Here is a 17,873-nt window from a genome sequence, read left to right on the forward strand (position 1 = left end):
GGGGGGGCGCCTCCGGGTCGCGGCTGTGGGGGGGGCCCCCCCCCCCGCGCGCGCCCCCCCCCGGCGGAAGCACTTCCGCCTATTGCTGTTTGACGCCTCACGGCTTTGTTCTCCCCGCCGGATTTATGTACCCGGTCGATGCGTGGAGCTTGCCAGAGCGCGGTCCGGAATCGCTTAAAAAGCCTGGTTAATCGAAGCTGACTCGGCCTGCTTCGCGTCTCATGATTGACAGAAGCTTGGCTCGCATGATTGACGAAAGCTTGCGGGAAAGCCGACAATCGCCATGTCCGGCAGCGCGCAAAGTGCTTGAAGTCCGCGCCGATCAGGCACATCTCTGGTGACGCCGTCGGCGTTTCGAACCGCCGCCTTTCCGCTTCAGCTTCAGGATTTTGTTTGTGAACTCTTCACCAGCTGCGTCACTGTCGTCTTCCACATCGGTGGATCAAGGTCTGTTCGATCAGTCGGCGCTGAGCGAGCTCGCGCAGCGGCTGGTCGACGCTGCGCTGAAGGCCGGCGCCGATCAGGCCGATGCGGTCGCGGTCCGCGGAGTTTCGCACGGCGTCGAACTACGCGACGGGCGGATGCAGGAGTCGGAGCGCTCGGAAGGCGACGACGTCGGGCTGCGCGTGCTGGTCGGGCGCCGCCAGGCGGTCGTCTCCACCAACGACATCACCGGCGACGGCGTCGCGCGATTGGCCGAGCGCGCGGTGGCGATGGCGCGCGTCGCGCCCGACGACAAATATGTCGGCCTCGCCGATCCGTCGCTGCTGGCGCGTGACGTCCCGCAGCTCGATATGCTCGATCCGCAGACGCCGTCGACCGCCGAACTCGAACGCCGCGCGCGTGCGGCCGAAGAGGCCGCGATGGCGGTGAAGGGCGTCAGCAAGTCGGGGGGCGCGTCGGCGTCGTCGGGGATCGGCGGCATGGTGCTGGTGACGTCGACCGGCTTCCACGGTGCTTATCTGCGTTCGAGCCAGGGCATCTCGATGACGGCGATCGCCGGCGAGGGCACCGGCATGGAGCGCGATTACGAATACACCACGGCGCCGCATGGCGAAGATTTGATGTCCCCCGAGACGGTCGGCCGCGTCGCCGGCGAACGCGCGGTCGCCCGGCTCGCTCCGCGCAAGGTCGAGACCTGCAAGGTGCCGGTGATCTTCGATCCGCGCGTCGCCGGCTCGCTGGTCGGGCATCTGATCGGCGCCATCAACGGCGCCTCGATCGCGCGCAAGACCTCGTTCCTCAAGGATCGGCTCGGCGACAAGCTGTTCCGCGACGGCGTCCGAATCGTCGACGATCCGCTGCGCAAGCGCGGATTGCGCTCGCAGCCGTTCGACGCCGAAGGCGTCGCGGTGAAGGAGCTCGCGGTGGTCGATGACGGCGTGTTGACGTCGTGGCTGCTCGATTGCGCGACCGCGCGCGAACTCGGCCTCACCACCACCGGCCATGCGCATCGCGGCGTGTCGTCGTCGCCGTCGCCGGGCGCCTATAATGTCCATCTCGAAGCCGGCACGCTCAGCCCCGCCGAGCTGATGAGCGACATCAAGCAAGGCTTTTACATCACCGACCTGATCGGCTCCGGCGTCAACGGCGTGACCGGCGACTACAGCCGCGGCGCCGCCGGGTTCTGGATCGAGAACGGCGAGTGCACCTACGCGGTGAGCGAAGTCACCATCGCGGGTCATCTGTTCGAGATCTATAAGACCCTGACCCCGGCGAACGATCTCAGCTTCCGCTACGGCGTCAATGCGCCGACGCTGCGGATCGAGGGGCTGACGATTGCCGGACGCTAGTCCCGATATCGGATACAGCGCCGGGCTTCCGCCCGACGCCGCGCTGCTCGCCGCCACCGTCCGCGAAGCGGGCGCGCTGGCGCTGTCGATGTTCGGCACCGACGTGCGGAACTGGACGAAAGGCGCCTCATCGCCGGTGTCGGAGGCGGATATCGCCGCCAACGATCTGATCCGTGATCGGCTGCAATCGCAGACGCCGGACTATGGCTGGCTGTCCGAAGAGAGTGCCGACGACCCGGAGCGGCTGCGTAAGCACCGGGTCTGGATTATCGATCCGATCGACGGCACCCGGTCGTACCTCGCAGGCCGCAGCGATTGGTGCGTGTCGGCGGCGCTGGTCGAGAACGCATCGCCGCTGCTGGCCGCCGTGTTCGCGCCGGTGACCAACGAATTCTACTTCGCCGCGCGCGGCGCCGGCGCAACGCTGAACGGCGTGCCGATCCGCGCCAGCGCCGGCGTGGACTTCGAGGCCGCCCGGCTGGCCGGGCCGAAGCCATTGATCGAACGCATGACGCTGCCGAAGACGGTGCAGATTTTGCCGTGGATCGGCTCGTTGGCGCTGCGGCTGTGCGGTGTGGCCTATGATCGCCTTGACGTCGCCTTCGCGGGCGGGCAAAGCCGCGACTGGGACCTCGCTGCGGCCGATTTGATCGTGCACGAAGCGAATGGTAAACTAACGAGTCTCGCGGGCGAACCCATCGTTTACAATCGTCCAGAGGTCACGCATGGGGTGCTGGTGGCCGCCGGGCGCGATCGACATGCTCGGATCGTCGAGCATTTCCGTATTCGCCCCGGGAGCTGACCCGCGCTCGCCTTTTTCCGCTGAGGAAGTTTGATGTCCGACAATGCGCAGCAGTTGCTCCATCTCGTAATCGGAGGCGAGCTGGAGGATCTCGAGAACGTCACCTTCCGCGACCTCGACAAGGTGGAGATCGTCGGGGTGTACCCGAGCTACGCGACCGCCTACACGGCGTGGAAGGCGAAGGCGCATCAGACCGTCGACAACGCCCATATGCGCTACTTCATCGTTCATTTGCATCGCCTGCTGGATCCCGGCCAGGACGCGAAGCCGGCGCATTGACGAGGCTTTGACCGCGATGACAAGCGCGTCACCTCCGCGGTGGCAGGCGGGGCCATTGCTGGCCGAACCGCTGCCGATGACGCTGCGCGTCTATCAGAAGCTCACCGCCGGTGTCGCTCCGCTCGCGCCGCTGCTGATCAAGCGGCGGCTCAAGCAAGGCAAGGAAGAGCCGTCACGCGTCGGCGAGCGCCGCGGCGTTGCGGCGCATGTTCGTCCGCACGGGCCGCTGGTGTGGATCCACGGCGCCAGCGTCGGTGAAGTGCTCGCCGCGGCCGGCCTGATCGAGCGGCTTCGCGACCTCAACCTGCGGATCCTTTTGACCTCGGGCACCGTCACGTCGGCCGAGATCGTGGCGAAGCGGTTTCCCCCCGACATTATCCATCAGTTCATTCCCTACGACGCGCCGCGCTTCGTCGCGCGCTTCCTCGATCACTGGCAGCCGTCGCTGGCGCTGTTCATCGAATCCGACCTGTGGCCGAACCTGATCCTGGCCTCTGCGGCGCGGCGGTTGCCGATGGTGCTGATCAACGGCCGGATGTCGCCGCGCTCGTTCCCGCGCTGGCAGCGTGCGGCGGCGACGATCGGCACGCTACTCGGCAAGTTCGACATCTGCCTGGCGCAGTCGCAGATGGATGCGCAGCGGTTCGCGGCGCTCGGCAGCCCCAACGTCATCACCACCGGCAATCTCAAGATGGATGTCGATCCGCCGCCCGGCGATCCGGCGCGGCTGGAACGGCTGATGGCGGTGACGCGCGGCCGTCCGGTGATCGTCGCGGCGTCGACCCATTCGGGTGAAGAAGAGATCCTGCTCGACGTGCATCGCACGCTGGTGGGCGTATTTCCGACGCTGCTCACCGTGATTGTGCCGCGGCATCCGCATCGCGGCGAGCAGATCGCCCAGATGGTCGAAACGACAGGGCTGAGGGCGTCGCTGCGCTCGCGCGAGCAGCTTCCGACGGCCGCGACCGGGATCTATGTCGCCGACACCATGGGCGAACTCGGGCTGTTCTATCGGCTGGCGCCCATCGTGTTCATGGGCGGCTCTCTGATCGAGCACGGCGGCCAGAATCCGATCGAGGCCGTCAAGCTCGGCGCGTCGATCGTGCACGGGCCGCACGTGGCGAATTTCAGCGAGGTTTACCGCGCACTCGACGAGGCCGGCGGCGCGTTCACGGCTGGCGATGTCGAGACGTTGGTTCGGCGGTTCGGGCAGCTGTTGTCCGATGCTTCGGCCCGGCAGGCCTCGATCCATGCGGCGACCGATGTGGTCGAACGACTTGGCGGCGCGCTCGATCGCACGGTTGCGGCACTCGAACCCTATCTGCTGCAGTTGCAGATCGAGCAGGACGCCGCCAATGCGTGAGCCGGCCTTTTGGCACCGGCCTCCGTCCTTGCTGTCCCGCTTGTTGCTGCCGTTCGGCGCCATTTACGGCGAGATCGCCGCGGGCCGCATGCACAGGACCGGCCTCGAGGTCGGCGTGCCGGTGATCTGCGTCGGCAATTATCATCTCGGCGGCGCCGGCAAGACGCCGACCACGCTGGCACTGGTCGATCTGCTGCGCGAACTCGGCGAGCGCCCGGTGGTGCTCAGCCGCGGCTATGGCGGGCGGCTGCACGGCCCGATCGCCGTCGATCCGCAGCGCCACCGTGCAGCCGATGTCGGCGACGAGCCGCTGATGATGGCGCGCCGCGTTCCCGTCGTGATCGCGCGTGATCGCGTCGACGGCGCCGCGCTGGCGCGCTCGCAGGGCGCCAGCGTCATCGTGATGGACGACGGCTTTCAGAACCCCGCGCTGATCAAGCACCTCTCCTTGATCGTCATCGACAGCCGGCGCGGCGTCGGCAATGGCAGCGTGTTTCCGGCGGGCCCGCTGCGCGCGCCGCTGCGGCTGCAGCTCGAACGCACCGACGCGCTGATCATCATCGGCGATGGCAACGCGGCCGACGGCATCGCCGCCGACATTGCGGCGCGTGGTGGGCCGGTGCTGCGCGCGCGGCTGCGCCCGGACGAGGCGGCGCTGGCCGCGCTGGCGGGCTGCCGGGCGCTGGCCTTCGCCGGGATCGGCGATCCGGCGCGATTCTTCGCGACGCTGCGCCATGCGGGGATCGAGGTGGTCGAGGAGCGGGCGTTCGCCGATCATCACCCGTTCTCCGCCGAAGAGCTCGCGCGCCTCGACGAGGACGCGCGCCGCGGCGGGCTGACGCTGGTGACGACGGAGAAGGATCTGGCGCGGATCGGGGAGGCGGCCTCCAAGCTCACCAGCCGCATCACGCCGCTACTGGTGACGCTCGAGATCGAGGATGCAGCGCCGCTGCGGATGCTGCTGCTCGAACGAATCAATCAGATCCATGCGAGGCGGTCAGGCGCGCGCTGAGGCTCAGGCCTTCAGCGTGCCGGCTTCAGGAAAATGCCGCTGCAGCACCGCTTCGGGCGTGGCGTAAGCTTCCTTCAGGTCGACGCTCCAGTACTTCAGCTCGTCGAGCGGAATCTGCACCCCGGTGACGGCGCAGCGGACGTAGGTGCCGGGCGAGATCACGCGGAAGTCGCCATCGAGATACTGCACCTGCGCTTCGCCCGAGCCGGACGGGCCAAATTTGTTGAGCACGGCTGTCTCCTGAACTGGTGGTCGCCCCACACATAATGCATTTCGCGCCAAATCCAAATTCGCGCCGCCCCACGGGCGGAGGTGGACGGCCACCGACTTGTGATGAATCGGGACCGAATCCACATGTTAATCTTTGCAGCGGCGAGTCTTCGGACAACTTCCGCCGGGACCCGATGATGCGACTGCGCTTTCTCCCCCTGATCGCTGCCCTGCTGTGCGCGGGCCACGTCGCGTTCGCGCCGGTCGCGCTGGCATCCCCGTCCAAGTCGGTGGCCGTCGAGATTCCCCGTGCCGGCGGGGTGTTGCGGGCGCAGCTCTACAAGCCCGACGGCGACGGCCCGTTTCCCACCGTGATCGCGCTGCATGGCTGCGCCGGGTTGACCGGCAACGCGGCCCCGGTGCGGCCGCGCTATGCCGACTGGGCCGAGCAATTGCTGAAGACCGGCCACGCGGTGCTGCTGCCGGACAGTTACGGGTCGCGGGAGCTGGGTCCGCAATGCCGCGCCAAGACCCGTCGCATGACGACGCGGCGCGAGCGGCTGGCTGATATCAGTACGGCGCGGCACTGGCTGGCCGAGCAGTCGTGGGTGGCTCGCCAGCGCATCGGCCTGATCGGATGGGATACCGGCGCGAGTGCGCTGCTATGGGCGGTGCGGCCGCAGAGCGCGTTGGCCAGGGGCGAGCCCGAGTTTCGGTCGGCCGTGGCGTTTTATCCGGACTGCCGCAGCTCGGCGCGGCTGGGCTGGAGCGCCAGGGTGCCGACGCTGGTGCTGATCGGCGGGGACGACGATATCACCTCGGCGTCTGCCTGCAGGGCGATGGTCGACGGCGCGCAGGGCCGCAGCGCGTTGACGCGTCTGGTGGTGTATCCCGGCGCCTATCACGATTTCGACCGGGCCGAAATCAAGCTGCACCTGACCAGCGTGGCCGATCCCGAAGCGGCGGAGCCGGGTCATCTCGGCTTCGACGCGGCGGCGCGCGCCGATGCTGAAAGGCGCGTCGCGCATTGGCTCGGGCGATAGCTCTTGTCGGCTAAAATAGCGACCCTTGATCGGCTGCTTTGACGATGCGCTTTGGCGCCGGCCTTGGCGACGCCGTCGGCCGAGTCCCTTCGCTAGCGGTGCCATCGCCGCCATCCGCGGTGACGCCGACGCGGCCATCGGCGAATTCGACGCTGAGTCTGGCGCCGGCGGTCACGGCCGCGGCGGCATGCACGGCGTGGCCCTCGGCGTCCCGCACCAGTGCAAAGCCGCGCGCCAGCACGCCGCGGTAGGACAGCGCGGTCAGCAATTTTCCGGTGGTGTCGACGCGGGCCTGCTGGCGGTCGAGCAGGGTCGCCAGCGCGCGGCGGGCGCGCTCGGACAGCCGCAGCATCCGTTCGCGCTCGCGCGCGATCCGCATCCGCTGCGCCTGCTCGTTGGCGAGCTTGGATGCCTGCAGCCGGATCGCCAGCCCGTCGAACCGGTCGCGGCGATGCCGCAGCACCGCGCGGGTGCAGTGCTGCAAGCGTTGCCCGCTCACCAACAGCCGATGCGCGCTGTGTGCCACCTGTGCCTTCAGCACGTTCAATGTCATCCCAGCGGCAGCTCGCGCGAAGCGGCGGTGATGCGCGTGGGTGTTGGCGCGCAGCGCGCGCGGCAGGCCGGCGGTGGCGCCGTCGAGCCGCTGCCGCGGCACCGCGAGCAGTTCGTTCGCGGCCGGCAGCGCCCGGGCGGCAGCGCGCAGCTCGTTGCGGCGGGCATCCTGGCTGCGCGACCAGCACAGCATCATGCGCCGGGAAAAGCCGCCGACCTCGACGAACAGCTCGGCCCGCACCGGCACCGCCATTTCGGCCGCAGCGGTCGGGGTCGGGGCGCGCTTGTCAGCGGCGAAGTCGATCAGCGTGACGTCGGTCTCGTGGCCGACCGCCGAAATCAGCGGGATCATGCTGTCGGCCACCTCGCGGACCACGATCTCCTCGTTGAACGACCATAGATCTTCGAGCGAGCCGCCGCCGCGCGCGACGATCAGCAGATCCGGCCGCGGGATCGGCCCGCCCTCGGGCAGCGCGTTGAAGCCGTGAATCGCGGCAGCGACCTGTTCGGCCGAGCCTTCGCCCTGCACGTTGACGGGCCATACCAGCACGCGGCGCGGGAAGCGATCTTCGAGCCGGTGCAGGATGTCGCGGATGACGGCGCCGGTCGGAGACGTCACGACGCCGATCACTTCGGGCAGCCATGGCAAGAGCTGCTTGCGGGCCTCGTCGAACAGGCCCTCGGCGCCGAGCTTGCGCTTGCGCTCTTCCATCAGCGCCATCAGCGCGCCGATGCCGGCGGGCTCCAGCGATTCGATCACGATCTGATATTTCGATGAGCCCGGGTAGGTGGTCAGCTTGCCGGTGGCGATGACCTCGAGGCCCTCCTGCGGCTTGAACCGCATCCGTCCGGCGACGCCCTTCCAGATCACCGCTTCGATCTTGGCGCTCTCATCTTTCAGCGCGAAGTAGCAATGCCCGGACGAATGCGCGCCGCGAAACCCGGAGATCTCGCCGCGGACGCGGACGTGCCCATAGGTGTCCTCGACCGTCCGCTTCAGCGCCTGCGACAGCTCGGAGACGGTGAATTCGCCGACATTGGCAAGGGCTTGGGGAGCGAGCGTGCGGGCCATGCGATTCGGATGTTGGAGGATCGAAGCCGGAAGGTAAGGGCTTTCGGCCGGCGCGCCAACCGCTTGCCGATCTCACATCGCATGCGGAGAGGGCGGGATCATGCCGCGGGCGGCTTTTGCAGCGATTGACCACATATCCACATGCGCGCCGCGGGCCGTTGCCCCGTTTTCCGGGCGTGTTACACCCCGGCTTCGGATCCACGGGTACGGTCGGGCGGCGCGATGAATATTCTCCTTCTTGGCTCGGGCGGGCGCGAACACGCGCTGGCGTGGAAGATCGCGGCTTCGCCGCTCGTCACCAAGCTGTTCTGCGCGCCGGGCAATGCCGGCATCGCCCGCGAGGCGACCTGCGTGGCGCTCGATGTGACGGACCATGCGGCGGTGATCGAGTTCTGCAAGGCGAATGCGATCGAGCTGGTGGTGGTCGGGCCGGAAGCGCCGCTCGCGGCCGGCATCGTCGACGATCTCGGCGCGGCCGGCATCAAGGCGTTCGGGCCCAGCGCCAAGGCGGCGCAGCTCGAAGGCTCGAAGGGCTTCACCAAGGATCTGTGCAAGGCGCACGATATCCCGACCGCAGCCTATGAGCGCTTCGCCGATCCGCAGGCCGCCAAGGCGTACATCCGCGTGCAGGGCGCGCCGATCGTGGTCAAGGCCGACGGGCTCGCCGCCGGCAAGGGCGTCGTGGTGGCGATGACGCTGGCCGAGGCCGAAGACGCGATCGACATGATGTTCGGCGGCGCGCTGGGCGATGCCGGAGTCGAAGTGGTGGTCGAAGACTTCCTGGTTGGCGAGGAGGCGTCGTTCTTCGTCCTGTGCGACGGCGAGCACGCGCTGCCGCTCGCCACCGCGCAGGACCACAAGCGCGCCTTCGACGGCGACAAGGGACCGAACACCGGCGGCATGGGCGCCTATTCGCCGGCGCCTGTGATGACCGACGCGGTCTGCCAGCAGGCGATGGACCAGATCATCACTCCGACGCTGAAGGCCATGAAGGCGATGGGCGCGCCGTTCAAGGGCGTGCTGTTCGCCGGGTTGATGATCACCGATGAAGGTCCGCAACTGATCGAATACAACGTCCGGTTCGGCGATCCGGAATGCCAGGTGCTGATGATGCGGATGATGTCCGACATCGTGCCGGCGCTGCTCGCCTGCGCCGACGGCCAGCTCAAGCACTTCACGCTGCGCTGGTTCGAGGAGCCGGCGCTGACCGTGGTGATGGCCGCCAAGGGCTATCCCGGCTCCTACGAGAAGGGCACGCGCATCGCCGGCCTCGACCGCGCCGAGAAAATCCCCGGCGTGCAGATCTTCCACGCCGGCACGATCGCGTCCGGCGACTGGATCCTCGCCAATGGCGGCCGCGTGCTTGCGGTCACCGCCTCGGCCAAGACCGTCGCCGAAGCCCAGCGCCGCGCCTACGAGGCGATCGGCGTGATCAACTGGCCCGAAGGCTTCTGCCGCCGCGATATCGGCTGGCAGGCCGTGGCCCGGGAACGCAAGGGGAAGTAGTTCGATTTATGCGGGAGACGTGCATCGCGCTCGGCGCGCCCCCTCTCCCGCTTGCGGGAGCGGGCTGGGGTGAGGGCGAGCCGAGCACAGAGGCCACGTCGTTCGGAGGCTCAGCTTCCCCCACCCGGATCGCTGACGCGATCCGACCCTCGGGTCAAGCCCGAGGGCAGGCTCTCCCCCGCAAGCGGGAGAGGTTGCGCCGACCGCGTTGCTTCGCTGTGCTAAATCACCAAGGGAGAACCGCCGATGCCCGATCTAGCCGACTTGTTTCCGGGCTTCGGCTCGGAGTGGATCAACACCTCGTCGGGCCGGATCTTCGCCCGCACCGGTGGCGAGGGGCCGCCGTTGTTGCTGTTGCACGGCTTCTCCGAGACCCATGTGATGTGGCACCGCGTTGCGCCGAAGCTCGCGGAGAGGTTCAAGCTGATCATCGCGGATCTGCCCGGCTACGGCTGGTCCGACATGCCGGAGAGCGACGCCGAGCACACGCCCTACACCAAGCGGGCGATGGCCCGGCAACTGATCGAGGCGATGGAGCAGCTCGGCCATGTGCGGTTCGGCCTCGCCGGTCATGATCGCGGCGGCCGCGTCAGCTACCGGATGGCGCTCGATCAGCCGGGGCGGCTGACCAAACTGGCGACGCTCGATATCCTGCCGACCTACGAATACTGGCAGCGGATGGACCGCGCCTATGCGCTGAAGATCTATCACTGGAGCTTCCTGGCGCAGCCCGCACCGCTGCCCGAGACGCTGATCGGCGCCGCGTCCGACTTCTTCCTGAAGAACAAGCTGGCGAGCTGGGCCAAGAAGCACGATCTGTCCTGCTTCGATCCGCGCGCGCTCGAGCACTACCTCGCGCTGTTCCGCGATCCGATGCGGCTGCACGCGATGTGCGAAGACTACCGCGCCGGCGCGTTCGCCGACTACGAGCACGACAAGGCCGATGTCGAAGCGGGCAAAAAGATTGAAGTGCCAATGCTGGCGCTGTGGGGCGACGCCGGCATCGCGCAGTCGGCGGCCACGCCGCTCGATACATGGAAGACCTGGGCCAAGGATGTGCAGGGCCATGCGGTCGACTCCGGCCACTTCCTCACCGAGGAAGCACCGCAGCAGACCGCGGACGCGTTGCTGAAGTTTTTCACGGCCGCGTAATGGCCATGCGCGCGAGGGCAAGTTCCTCATCCGCAGCCTGATCGAATTGTGCTAGCTGCGGAAGATGCCGCAAAGCCGCCCGATGCTGCGATCGCGCAAGATCGACCTCAATCTGCTTGTGATGCTGGAGACGCTCGTCGCCGAGCGGAGCGTCTCGAAGGCAGCGGTGCGGCTCGGACTGACGCAATCTGCGGTCAGTCACGCCTTGGGACGGTTGCGACGCGCGTTCAGCGATCCGTTGTTCGTGCGGACGCCGACCGGCATGAACCCGACCCGGCGGGCGCTCGACATCGCCGCGGCCACGCGCGCGGCGCTCGAACAGCTCGAGCGCACCATCGATGACGCGGCCGTATTCGATCCCGCCACGGCGGAGCGGACATTTCGGCTGCGTCTGTCGGAATACATCTCCAGCCATCTGCTGCAACGGCTTTGCCCGGCGCTGCGGCGGGTTGCGCCGGGTGTGCGGCTCGACGCGGCGCATTTCAGCGGCGATCCGCGCGAGGACGAGATCATCGGCGACGAGATCCACGTCCGGCTCGGTGCGACCGGCACCGCCACAGAGGACCGCGCACGGCTGCGGCTGGTCGACGAGAAATTCGTTGTGCTGATGCGGCGCGGTCACCCGGCGCGTCGCAGGGCGATGACGCTGGCGACCTATGCGGCGCTGGACCACGTCAAAGTGGTCGGCACCATCGGTACCAACATCATCGACGATGCGCTGCGGCTACGCGGCTACGCGCGCAACATCGTGTTCAGCGTGCCGAGCTGGCGCGATGCCCGCCATATCGTCGCCAACAGCGATCTGGTCGCCGCGATGCCGGCACGCTGGGCGCGCGACGAGGATCGTCAGGCGGTCCACGTCGCCACCTCGTTCCCGCTCGACGACGTTCGCTTCGCGATCGATCTGGAATGGGATCCGCGTTACGGCACAGATCCGGGTCATGGCTGGATGCGGTCGCTAATCGCGCGCGAGTTCCTCGCCGCCGTATGAATCCGGTTCATAAGCGTCATGACCATTATGAGTTGTATTTGCTGCAGCGCTTCGTGACATCGTCGTCCCGACAAACAAACAAGAAACACCGGGAGGAACACGATGGCTTCGAGGAAGCGCTATTTAGTCTATGCCGGCCTGTTCGTGCTGATGTTCATCAACTATCTCGACCGGGTGAACCTGTCAGTTGCGGCGAAGTCGATCGCGGACACTTATCAGCTGTCGCCGATCGACATGGGCTACATCTTCTCGGCATTCCTGTGGACCTATCTGATCTGCCTGATCCCGATGGGGCTGCTGGCGGACCGGTTTGGCGGCCGCGCCGTCACTTACAGCACGCTTGGCCTGTGGTCGTTGGCCGGAATCTGGACCGGCCTCGCCACCACCTATTCGTCGCTGTTCGCGTCGCGCCTGGTGCTCGGCATCGGCGAGTCGGCGAGCTATCCGGCCGGCGGCAAGATCATCCGCGAATGGGCGCCGGAGAGCGAGCGCGGGCTCGCCTCGGCGTTCCTCAATTCCGGCGCGCATGCCGGTCTGTGCGTCGGCTCGGTCGTGGTCGGCACGCTGATCGTCAGCTTCGGCTGGCGTGAATCCTTTTACATCACCGGCGCCTTCGGACTGGTGCTGGCGGTGGTGTGGTTCCTGTTCTATCGCCGCCCGGAAGCCGCATCGTGGCTCGGCACGGACGAGCGCGATCTGATTCTGAGCACGCGCGGCGCGGTGGCCGCGCAGGACAGCGGCGGCAGCCAATTCGCGGCGCTGAAGAACCTGCTGCGCAGCCCGTCGATGCTGGCGCTGGCTTTGACCCAGGGATGCGCCGGCTACACGCTGTATCTGTTCATGACCTGGCTGCCGAGCTACCTGGCGGCGACGAAGGGCATGGACGTGCTGAAGTCCGGGCTGTTTTCGGCGATCCCCTACGGCGTCGCGGCTGTGCTCGGGCTCGGCCTCGGCTGGTTCAGCGACCGGCTGCTGAAGCGCGAAGGCGCCGGCAATGCCGACCGCCGCAAGCTGATCGCCGCCATGCTGCTGTTGTCCTCGGTGATCCTCGCGGCTCCGTTCGTCGAGTCGATCTGGTTGATCGAGGCACTGATCAGCATCTCGCTGGCGTGCGTCGCCACCGCGATGGCGATGAACATCGCGCTGACTGCGGATCTGATGGTCGACGGCCGCTACAACGGCGTCGCCACCAGCCTGCTGATCATGGGCGGCAATGTGTTCGGCACCGCGGCGCCGATCGTCACCGGCTACGTCGTCGCCGCCACCGGCGGCTATTCGGGCGCCTTCCTGATCGCCGGCGTGCTGCTGCTGGGCGGTGCCGTTGTCATCACCTTCGGGGCCCGTTCCCCGATCCGCCTGAGCCCGCAGCCGCAGGGCGACCCGCAGGACGGCGCCGTCTCACTCGTTGGAAAGGCCGCACGATGAAGAAGATCACGTTCACCGCAGTCTCCCGCAACTACTTCAATCTGCCGATCTGGGTCGCGCAGCATTGCGGGCTGTTCGCCGACGAGGGCCTCGACGTCGCGATCGAACTGTATGAAGGCGTCGATGACGTCACCCAGCGGATCCGCGACGGCCGCGCCCAACTCGGCTACGGCATCACCGAGCACGTCGTGCTCGACAGCGAGGCCGGCGGCAATCTCGAGATCATCGGCGGCAACGTCAATCGCCTGCCGTTCTCCTTCGTAGCCGGCAAGGCGATCCGATCGATCGAGGATCTACGCGGCAAGACCGTCGGGGTGTCGTCGATCGAGGCCGGCAGTTCGTCGCTGGTGATGAAACTGCTGTCGGCCCGCGGCCTCGAATATCCGCGCGACTACGACATGCGCGCCGTCGGGCCGATCCTGACGCGCTGGGAGATGCTGCAGTCCGGCGAGATCGACGCCGGCCTGCAGGGTGCGCCGCTGAACTACATCGCGCTCGACCAGGGATATCCGAGCCTGTGCGAGCCGCGCCAGGAGGTGCCGTTCTTTCAGTTCACCTCGCTCAATGTCGACAGTGCGTGGGCCAAGGCCAACCCGGAGATCATGCGGCCGTTCATGCGGGCCTTTGTGCGTGCCCACCAGCTGTTCTTCGCCGACCGCGACGCCGTCACGCTGATCGCGGTGCAGGAAACCGGCATCACCGAGGACTACGCGCGGCGGGCCTGGAGCGAGTACACGCAGGACGAGATCTTCCCCCGCGATGGCGACGCCAGCGACGCTGCGGTGCAGGCGCTGATCGAGATCTCGTCGCTGATCCGCGCGGTGCCGAACCGCACCAAGACCGCGGCCAGCGACTACATCAACCGCAGCTATCTGCACGCGGCGCAGCGCGAGATCGGCGCCGCCGAGGCGCGGGTCTGAGATGCCGGCCGAACCGGCTCTGGTCGAGATCGACTACGGAGGCCGGCTACGCGCCGGCGTGCTGGTCCCGTCCGGCAATTCGGTCGCAGAGCCTGAAATTCGCGCCATGCTGCCGCCGGGCGTCTCCGCGTTGGTGACGCGGTTGCCGCTGCGCGGCAGTTCGCGCGCCGAACTGATGACCATGCTGGACGGGCTCGAGGCCGCGGCACGGCTGCTCGCCGATGCACAGGTCGACGTCATCGTGTTTCACTGCACGGCGGTGTCGACCTTCGCGCCTGATCTCGCCGGATCGATCCGGGACCGTATCCAGGCGGCGACCGGTCTGCCGTGTTTCACCACGGCGGATGCGATCGTCGAAGCGCTGCGGCGGCTGCGGGCACGGCGGGTGACGTTGCTGACGCCCTATATCGGCGAGGTTCATCAGCGCGAGGCCGACTTCCTGGTCGCCGGCGGATTCGAGGTGGCGGACAGTGCCTGGCTCGGCATCGATACCAACGCCGAGATGGGGCGGTGCGAGCCGGCGATGCTGCTGGACTGGGCGCATCGCGAGGCCGCTGCCCCTGCCGACGCCTGCCTGATCAGCTGCACGGCGATCAAATCGCTGCCGATCATCGCCGAATTGGAGCGCCGGATTGCGATGCCGGTGCTGACCAGCAACCAGTGCATGGTCTGGTATCTGCTGGATCAGCACGGTTTCGCGTCGGCCGATCGCCGGTTCGGGCGTTTGTTCGAGGTGACGCAGCGCGTCGCCGCGCAGGCGGCGGGCGCATAGCCCGCACACCGAGCCGGGATCGTTACTCCGCCTTGGCGCCGAGCTGTTTCGGCCGCCGTCCGAAGTCTGCGGCGGCGTCGTCCTGGCCGATCTGGACGATGCCGCGGCGGATCGCGCGGGTTCTCGAGAAGTGCTCGAACAGCGCGTCGCCGTCGCCGCGGCGGATCGCACGGGTCAGCTTCGACAGGTCTTCCTGGAATTCGCCGAGCATCTCCAGCACCGCGTCCTTGTTGGTCAGGAACACGTCGCGCCACATCGTCGGGTCGGACGCGGCGATACGGGTGAAGTCGCGGAAGCCGCCGGCGGAGAATTTCAGCACTTCCGACTGCGTCACGCCTTCGAGCTCTTCGGCGGTGGAGACGATGGTGTAGGCGATCAGATGCGGCAGATGGCTGGTGACCGCGAGCACCAGATCGTGGTGGTCGGCGGTCATTACTTCGACATTGGCGCCGAGCCCGCGCCAGAACGCGCCGAGCTTGTCGACCGCGTCGGCATTGGCGCCTTCGGGCGGCGTCAGGATGCACCAGCGGTTGACGAACAGTTCGGCGAAGCCGGAATCGGGGCCGGAGTTCTCGGTGCCGGCGACCGGGTGCGCGGGGACGAAATGCACGCCCTCCGGCAGATACGGCGCCATCGCCTTCAGCACCGCGCCCTTGACCGAGCCGACGTCCGAGACGATCGCGCCCGGCGCCAGATGCGGCGCGATCTCCTGCGCGACCGGGCCGCAGGCGCCGACCGGAATACACAGGATGACGAGATCGGCGCCGTCGACCGCCTCGGCATTGCTCTCGACCACGCGATCGACGATGCCGAGCTCCTGCACGCGCGCGCGGGTCTGCGGCGAGCGTGCGGTGGCGACGATCTCGCCGGCGAGGCCGAGCGCTTTCGCGCCGCGGGCGATCGAGCCGCCGATCAGGCCGAAGCCGATCAGCGCCAGCTTTCGAAACAACGGCGCAGAGGTCATGGCCGGCCCATGAACTCGCGCAGCGCTTCGATCACCAGCTCGTTGGCCTCGTCGGTGCCGATCGTCATCCGCAGCGCGTGCGGCAGCTTGTAGTTGCCGAGCGCGCGCAGCACGAGGCCACGCTTGGTCAGGAACGCATCCGCCTCGGCCGCGGTCTTGCCCGGCGTGGTCGGGAAATGCATCAGCACGAAGTTGCAGACGCTCGGCGTCACGGTCAGCCCGAGCGCGGTGAACTCCTCGGTCAGTCGGTCGCGCCACTTCTCGGTGTGGATGCGCGACATATCGACATGCGCGGTGTCCTGGATCGCCGCGACCGCGGCGAGCTGCGACGGGATCGAGACGTTGAAGGGGCCGCGGATGCGGTTGACCGCGTCGACGATATTCTCCGGCCCGAACATCCAGCCGATGCGCAGCGCCGCCAGCCCGTGCACCTTGGAGAAGGTGTGCGTCAGCACGGTGTTGTCGTTGGTCGACACCAGCTCGATGCCGATCTCGTAGTCGTTCTTCGACACATAGTCCGCATAGGCGGCGTCGAGCACCAGCACGACATGCGACGGCAGGCCCGCGCGCAGCCGCTTGACCTCGTCGAACGGGATGTAGGTGCCGGTCGGGTTGTTGGGGTTGGCGAGCCAGACCAGCTTGGTGCGCGGCGACACCTTGGCGAGGATCGCATCAACGTCGCAGGTCAGGTCCTTCTCCTCGGCCACCACATTGGTGGCGCCGTTCGCCAGCGTGGCGATCGGATAGACCAGAAAGCCGTGCTGCGACGAGATCGCCTCGTCGCCCGGGCCGAGATAAGTGTGGGCCAGCAGATTGAGGATCTCGTCCGAGCCGGCGCCGCAGATGATGCGGTCGGGGTCGAGGCCGTAGGCCTTGCCGATGGCTTCGCGCAGAATCCGCGAGGTGCCTTCCGGATAATCCTCGAGATGGTCCGCCGCGCTCTTATAGGCCGCGATCGCGTGCGGCGACGGGCCGAACGGCGTTTCGTTGGCCGAGAGCTTGAACACCTTGCGGCCGGGTTCGGGAACCGGGCTCTTGCCGGGGGTGTAGGGCGCAATATCGAGGATGCCGGGTTTCGGCACGGGACGGGACATCGTCAACTCCGGATGGTCGGGCGGCCTGAAGCCGGCCCCTCAGGGTGTCGGCTTGCCACTCGGGGGCACCGTATAGCGCCTCGCGTGGCTGCCGACGAGAGCCGACGAACGAAGGGAGGCCCCCGCTGCGATCAGGGCTGCCTTGATCTGATCGAGGCTGCAGGGCGCCGAAATCGACACCAGCAGCGCCGCGCCGTCGAAAGCGGTATCCGGCACAGCCACGACCTCGGCCAATGGCGAGATCGCGCGGGCGATTTCGGCGTTCCAGCCCGACACCCGGATGCTCCAGGTCTCGACCTCGGTGACCATGGCGCTGTCGGCCACCCGCGACACCACGAACACCGGCAGCGCCGCCGGATGGTCGGCGCGTTCGATGAACGGCAGCCGGGCGATGATCTTGGGGACACCCGCCGGCTCCAGCGCCAGCCACCATGGTGTGGCGCCCGAGGTCGCCGACACCAGCGCCAGATCGCCCTTCGATCGGGCCACGGCCTCGACCGCTGCCGAGGCCGAGAAATGCGGCACATAGGGCACGGTGAAGCCAAAATGGAAGCGTGCCGAATCCCGCATCGCCGACTCGCCGAGCGACTGGTCGACATGCACCGAGAACGGCGCCTGCACATAGGTGAAGGTGGCGATGATCACCCGCCAGATGCTCTCGACGGTGTCGAGCGGCAGGATGCCGTGGTGGCGCTGCACCAGCCGCCGCATCATGTCGGCCTCTCGCGCCGGCCGAAACGCCGAGCCGACCTCCTGGGTCTGCTTCACGGCGATCAGCCGGTCGATGATATCGCCGCGCTGCATCAGCAGCTGATGCACCTGCGCGTCGATGCTGTCGATCTCCTGGCGGAGCTCGTTGAGCGACGGCGGCGAGGGCGGCTTGGTCATTGCGAAGAACCTTCAGGCGGGCGGGGAGCGCTGCG

Annotated in this window: 17 protein-coding genes; 12 read left to right on the top strand and 5 right to left on the bottom strand. The window is 67.6% G+C overall.

What is annotated here, in order from left to right; genetic code table 11:
* The first annotated feature begins 395 nt into the window (after positions 1-395).
* From LPW26_RS22315 to lpxK, 5 genes are read left to right on the top strand one after another with little or no spacing between them, the layout of a single operon-like run.
* Complete coding sequence (locus LPW26_RS22315) at positions 396-1,793, top strand: TldD/PmbA family protein (RefSeq protein ID WP_238737912.1); 1,398 nt, start codon at positions 396-398, stop codon at positions 1,791-1,793.
* Positions 1,780-2,595: a 3'(2'),5'-bisphosphate nucleotidase CysQ gene (locus LPW26_RS22320; RefSeq protein WP_238737914.1), complete on the top strand. Its 816-nt coding sequence runs from the start codon at positions 1,780-1,782 to the stop codon at positions 2,593-2,595. Before LPW26_RS22315 ends, LPW26_RS22320 begins: the two co-directional genes overlap by 14 nt.
* Before the next feature lie 33 nt (positions 2,596-2,628).
* Positions 2,629-2,874, top strand: coding sequence for a DUF4170 domain-containing protein (locus LPW26_RS22325; RefSeq protein WP_238737915.1), 246 nt, complete (start codon positions 2,629-2,631; stop codon positions 2,872-2,874).
* 16 nt (positions 2,875-2,890) lie between these two features.
* Entirely contained in the window at positions 2,891-4,237 is a 1,347-nt protein-coding gene (locus LPW26_RS22330) for a 3-deoxy-D-manno-octulosonic acid transferase (RefSeq protein ID WP_238737916.1), read from the top strand.
* Positions 4,230-5,249: a tetraacyldisaccharide 4'-kinase gene (gene lpxK, locus LPW26_RS22335; protein WP_238737917.1), complete on the top strand. Its 1,020-nt coding sequence runs from the start codon at positions 4,230-4,232 to the stop codon at positions 5,247-5,249. Before LPW26_RS22330 ends, lpxK begins: the two co-directional genes overlap by 8 nt.
* A 3-nt stretch (positions 5,250-5,252) precedes the next feature.
* Here the strand turns inward: lpxK and LPW26_RS22340 are convergent, their stop codons facing one another.
* On the bottom strand, positions 5,253-5,480 hold the full coding sequence (locus LPW26_RS22340) for a DUF2093 domain-containing protein (protein ID WP_238737918.1): 228 nt from the start codon (positions 5,478-5,480) through the stop codon (positions 5,253-5,255).
* A 176-nt stretch (positions 5,481-5,656) separates the two neighbouring features.
* Here LPW26_RS22340 and LPW26_RS22345 point away from each other — a divergent pair, with 176 nt between their 5' ends.
* Positions 5,657-6,502, top strand: coding sequence for a dienelactone hydrolase family protein (locus tag LPW26_RS22345; protein ID WP_238737919.1), 846 nt, complete (start codon positions 5,657-5,659; stop codon positions 6,500-6,502).
* 10 nt (positions 6,503-6,512) lie between these two features.
* Here LPW26_RS22345 and xseA read toward each other — a convergent pair whose 3' ends face one another.
* Entirely contained in the window at positions 6,513-8,126 is a 1,614-nt protein-coding gene (gene xseA / locus LPW26_RS22350; protein ID WP_238737920.1) for an exodeoxyribonuclease VII large subunit, read from the bottom strand.
* Between the two features lie 222 nt (positions 8,127-8,348).
* On the opposite strand from xseA, the gene purD reads away from it, so the two are divergent.
* The 6 genes from purD to LPW26_RS22380 all read left to right on the top strand — a co-directional run bounded on the left by purD (position 8,349) and on the right by LPW26_RS22380 (position 14,892).
* Positions 8,349-9,632, top strand: a complete 1,284-nt coding sequence (gene purD / locus LPW26_RS22355) for a phosphoribosylamine--glycine ligase (protein ID WP_238737921.1) — start codon at positions 8,349-8,351, stop codon at positions 9,630-9,632.
* Between the two features lie 246 nt (positions 9,633-9,878).
* On the top strand, positions 9,879-10,784 hold the full coding sequence (locus LPW26_RS22360) for an alpha/beta fold hydrolase (protein ID WP_238737922.1): 906 nt from the start codon (positions 9,879-9,881) through the stop codon (positions 10,782-10,784).
* Between the two features lie 82 nt (positions 10,785-10,866).
* Entirely contained in the window at positions 10,867-11,775 is a 909-nt protein-coding gene (locus LPW26_RS22365) for a LysR family transcriptional regulator (protein ID WP_238737923.1), read from the top strand.
* A gap of 102 nt (positions 11,776-11,877) precedes the next feature.
* Positions 11,878-13,200 (top strand): MFS transporter, encoded by a 1,323-nt coding sequence (locus LPW26_RS22370; protein ID WP_238737924.1) that lies wholly within the window; start codon positions 11,878-11,880, stop codon positions 13,198-13,200.
* A complete protein-coding gene (locus LPW26_RS22375) occupies positions 13,197-14,120 on the top strand; it encodes an ABC transporter substrate-binding protein (protein WP_238737925.1) in 924 nt (307 codons plus the stop codon). Before LPW26_RS22370 ends, LPW26_RS22375 begins: the two co-directional genes overlap by 4 nt.
* 1 nt (position 14,121) lies before the next feature.
* The gene (locus LPW26_RS22380) at positions 14,122-14,892 is read left to right on the top strand and encodes a maleate cis-trans isomerase family protein (protein WP_238737926.1); all 771 of its coding nucleotides are present in this window, start codon (positions 14,122-14,124) and stop codon (positions 14,890-14,892) included.
* A 22-nt stretch (positions 14,893-14,914) separates the two neighbouring features.
* Here LPW26_RS22380 and LPW26_RS22385 read toward each other — a convergent pair whose 3' ends face one another.
* From LPW26_RS22385 to LPW26_RS22395, 3 genes are read right to left on the bottom strand one after another with little or no spacing between them, the layout of a single operon-like run.
* The gene (locus LPW26_RS22385; RefSeq protein ID WP_238737927.1) at positions 14,915-15,856 is read right to left on the bottom strand and encodes a prephenate/arogenate dehydrogenase family protein; all 942 of its coding nucleotides are present in this window, start codon (positions 15,854-15,856) and stop codon (positions 14,915-14,917) included.
* A complete protein-coding gene (locus LPW26_RS22390) occupies positions 15,853-16,950 on the bottom strand; it encodes a pyridoxal phosphate-dependent aminotransferase (protein WP_238737928.1) in 1,098 nt (365 codons plus the stop codon). The genes LPW26_RS22385 and LPW26_RS22390 overlap by 4 nt, the downstream gene beginning before the upstream one ends.
* A gap of 39 nt (positions 16,951-16,989) precedes the next feature.
* A complete protein-coding gene (locus LPW26_RS22395) occupies positions 16,990-17,838 on the bottom strand; it encodes a chorismate mutase (protein WP_238737929.1) in 849 nt (282 codons plus the stop codon).
* Positions 17,839-17,873 lie beyond the last annotated feature (35 nt).

Origin of the sequence: Rhodopseudomonas infernalis, from assembly GCF_022271405.1 — a bacterium.
GTDB lineage: Bacteria > Pseudomonadota > Alphaproteobacteria > Rhizobiales > Xanthobacteraceae > Rhodopseudomonas > Rhodopseudomonas infernalis.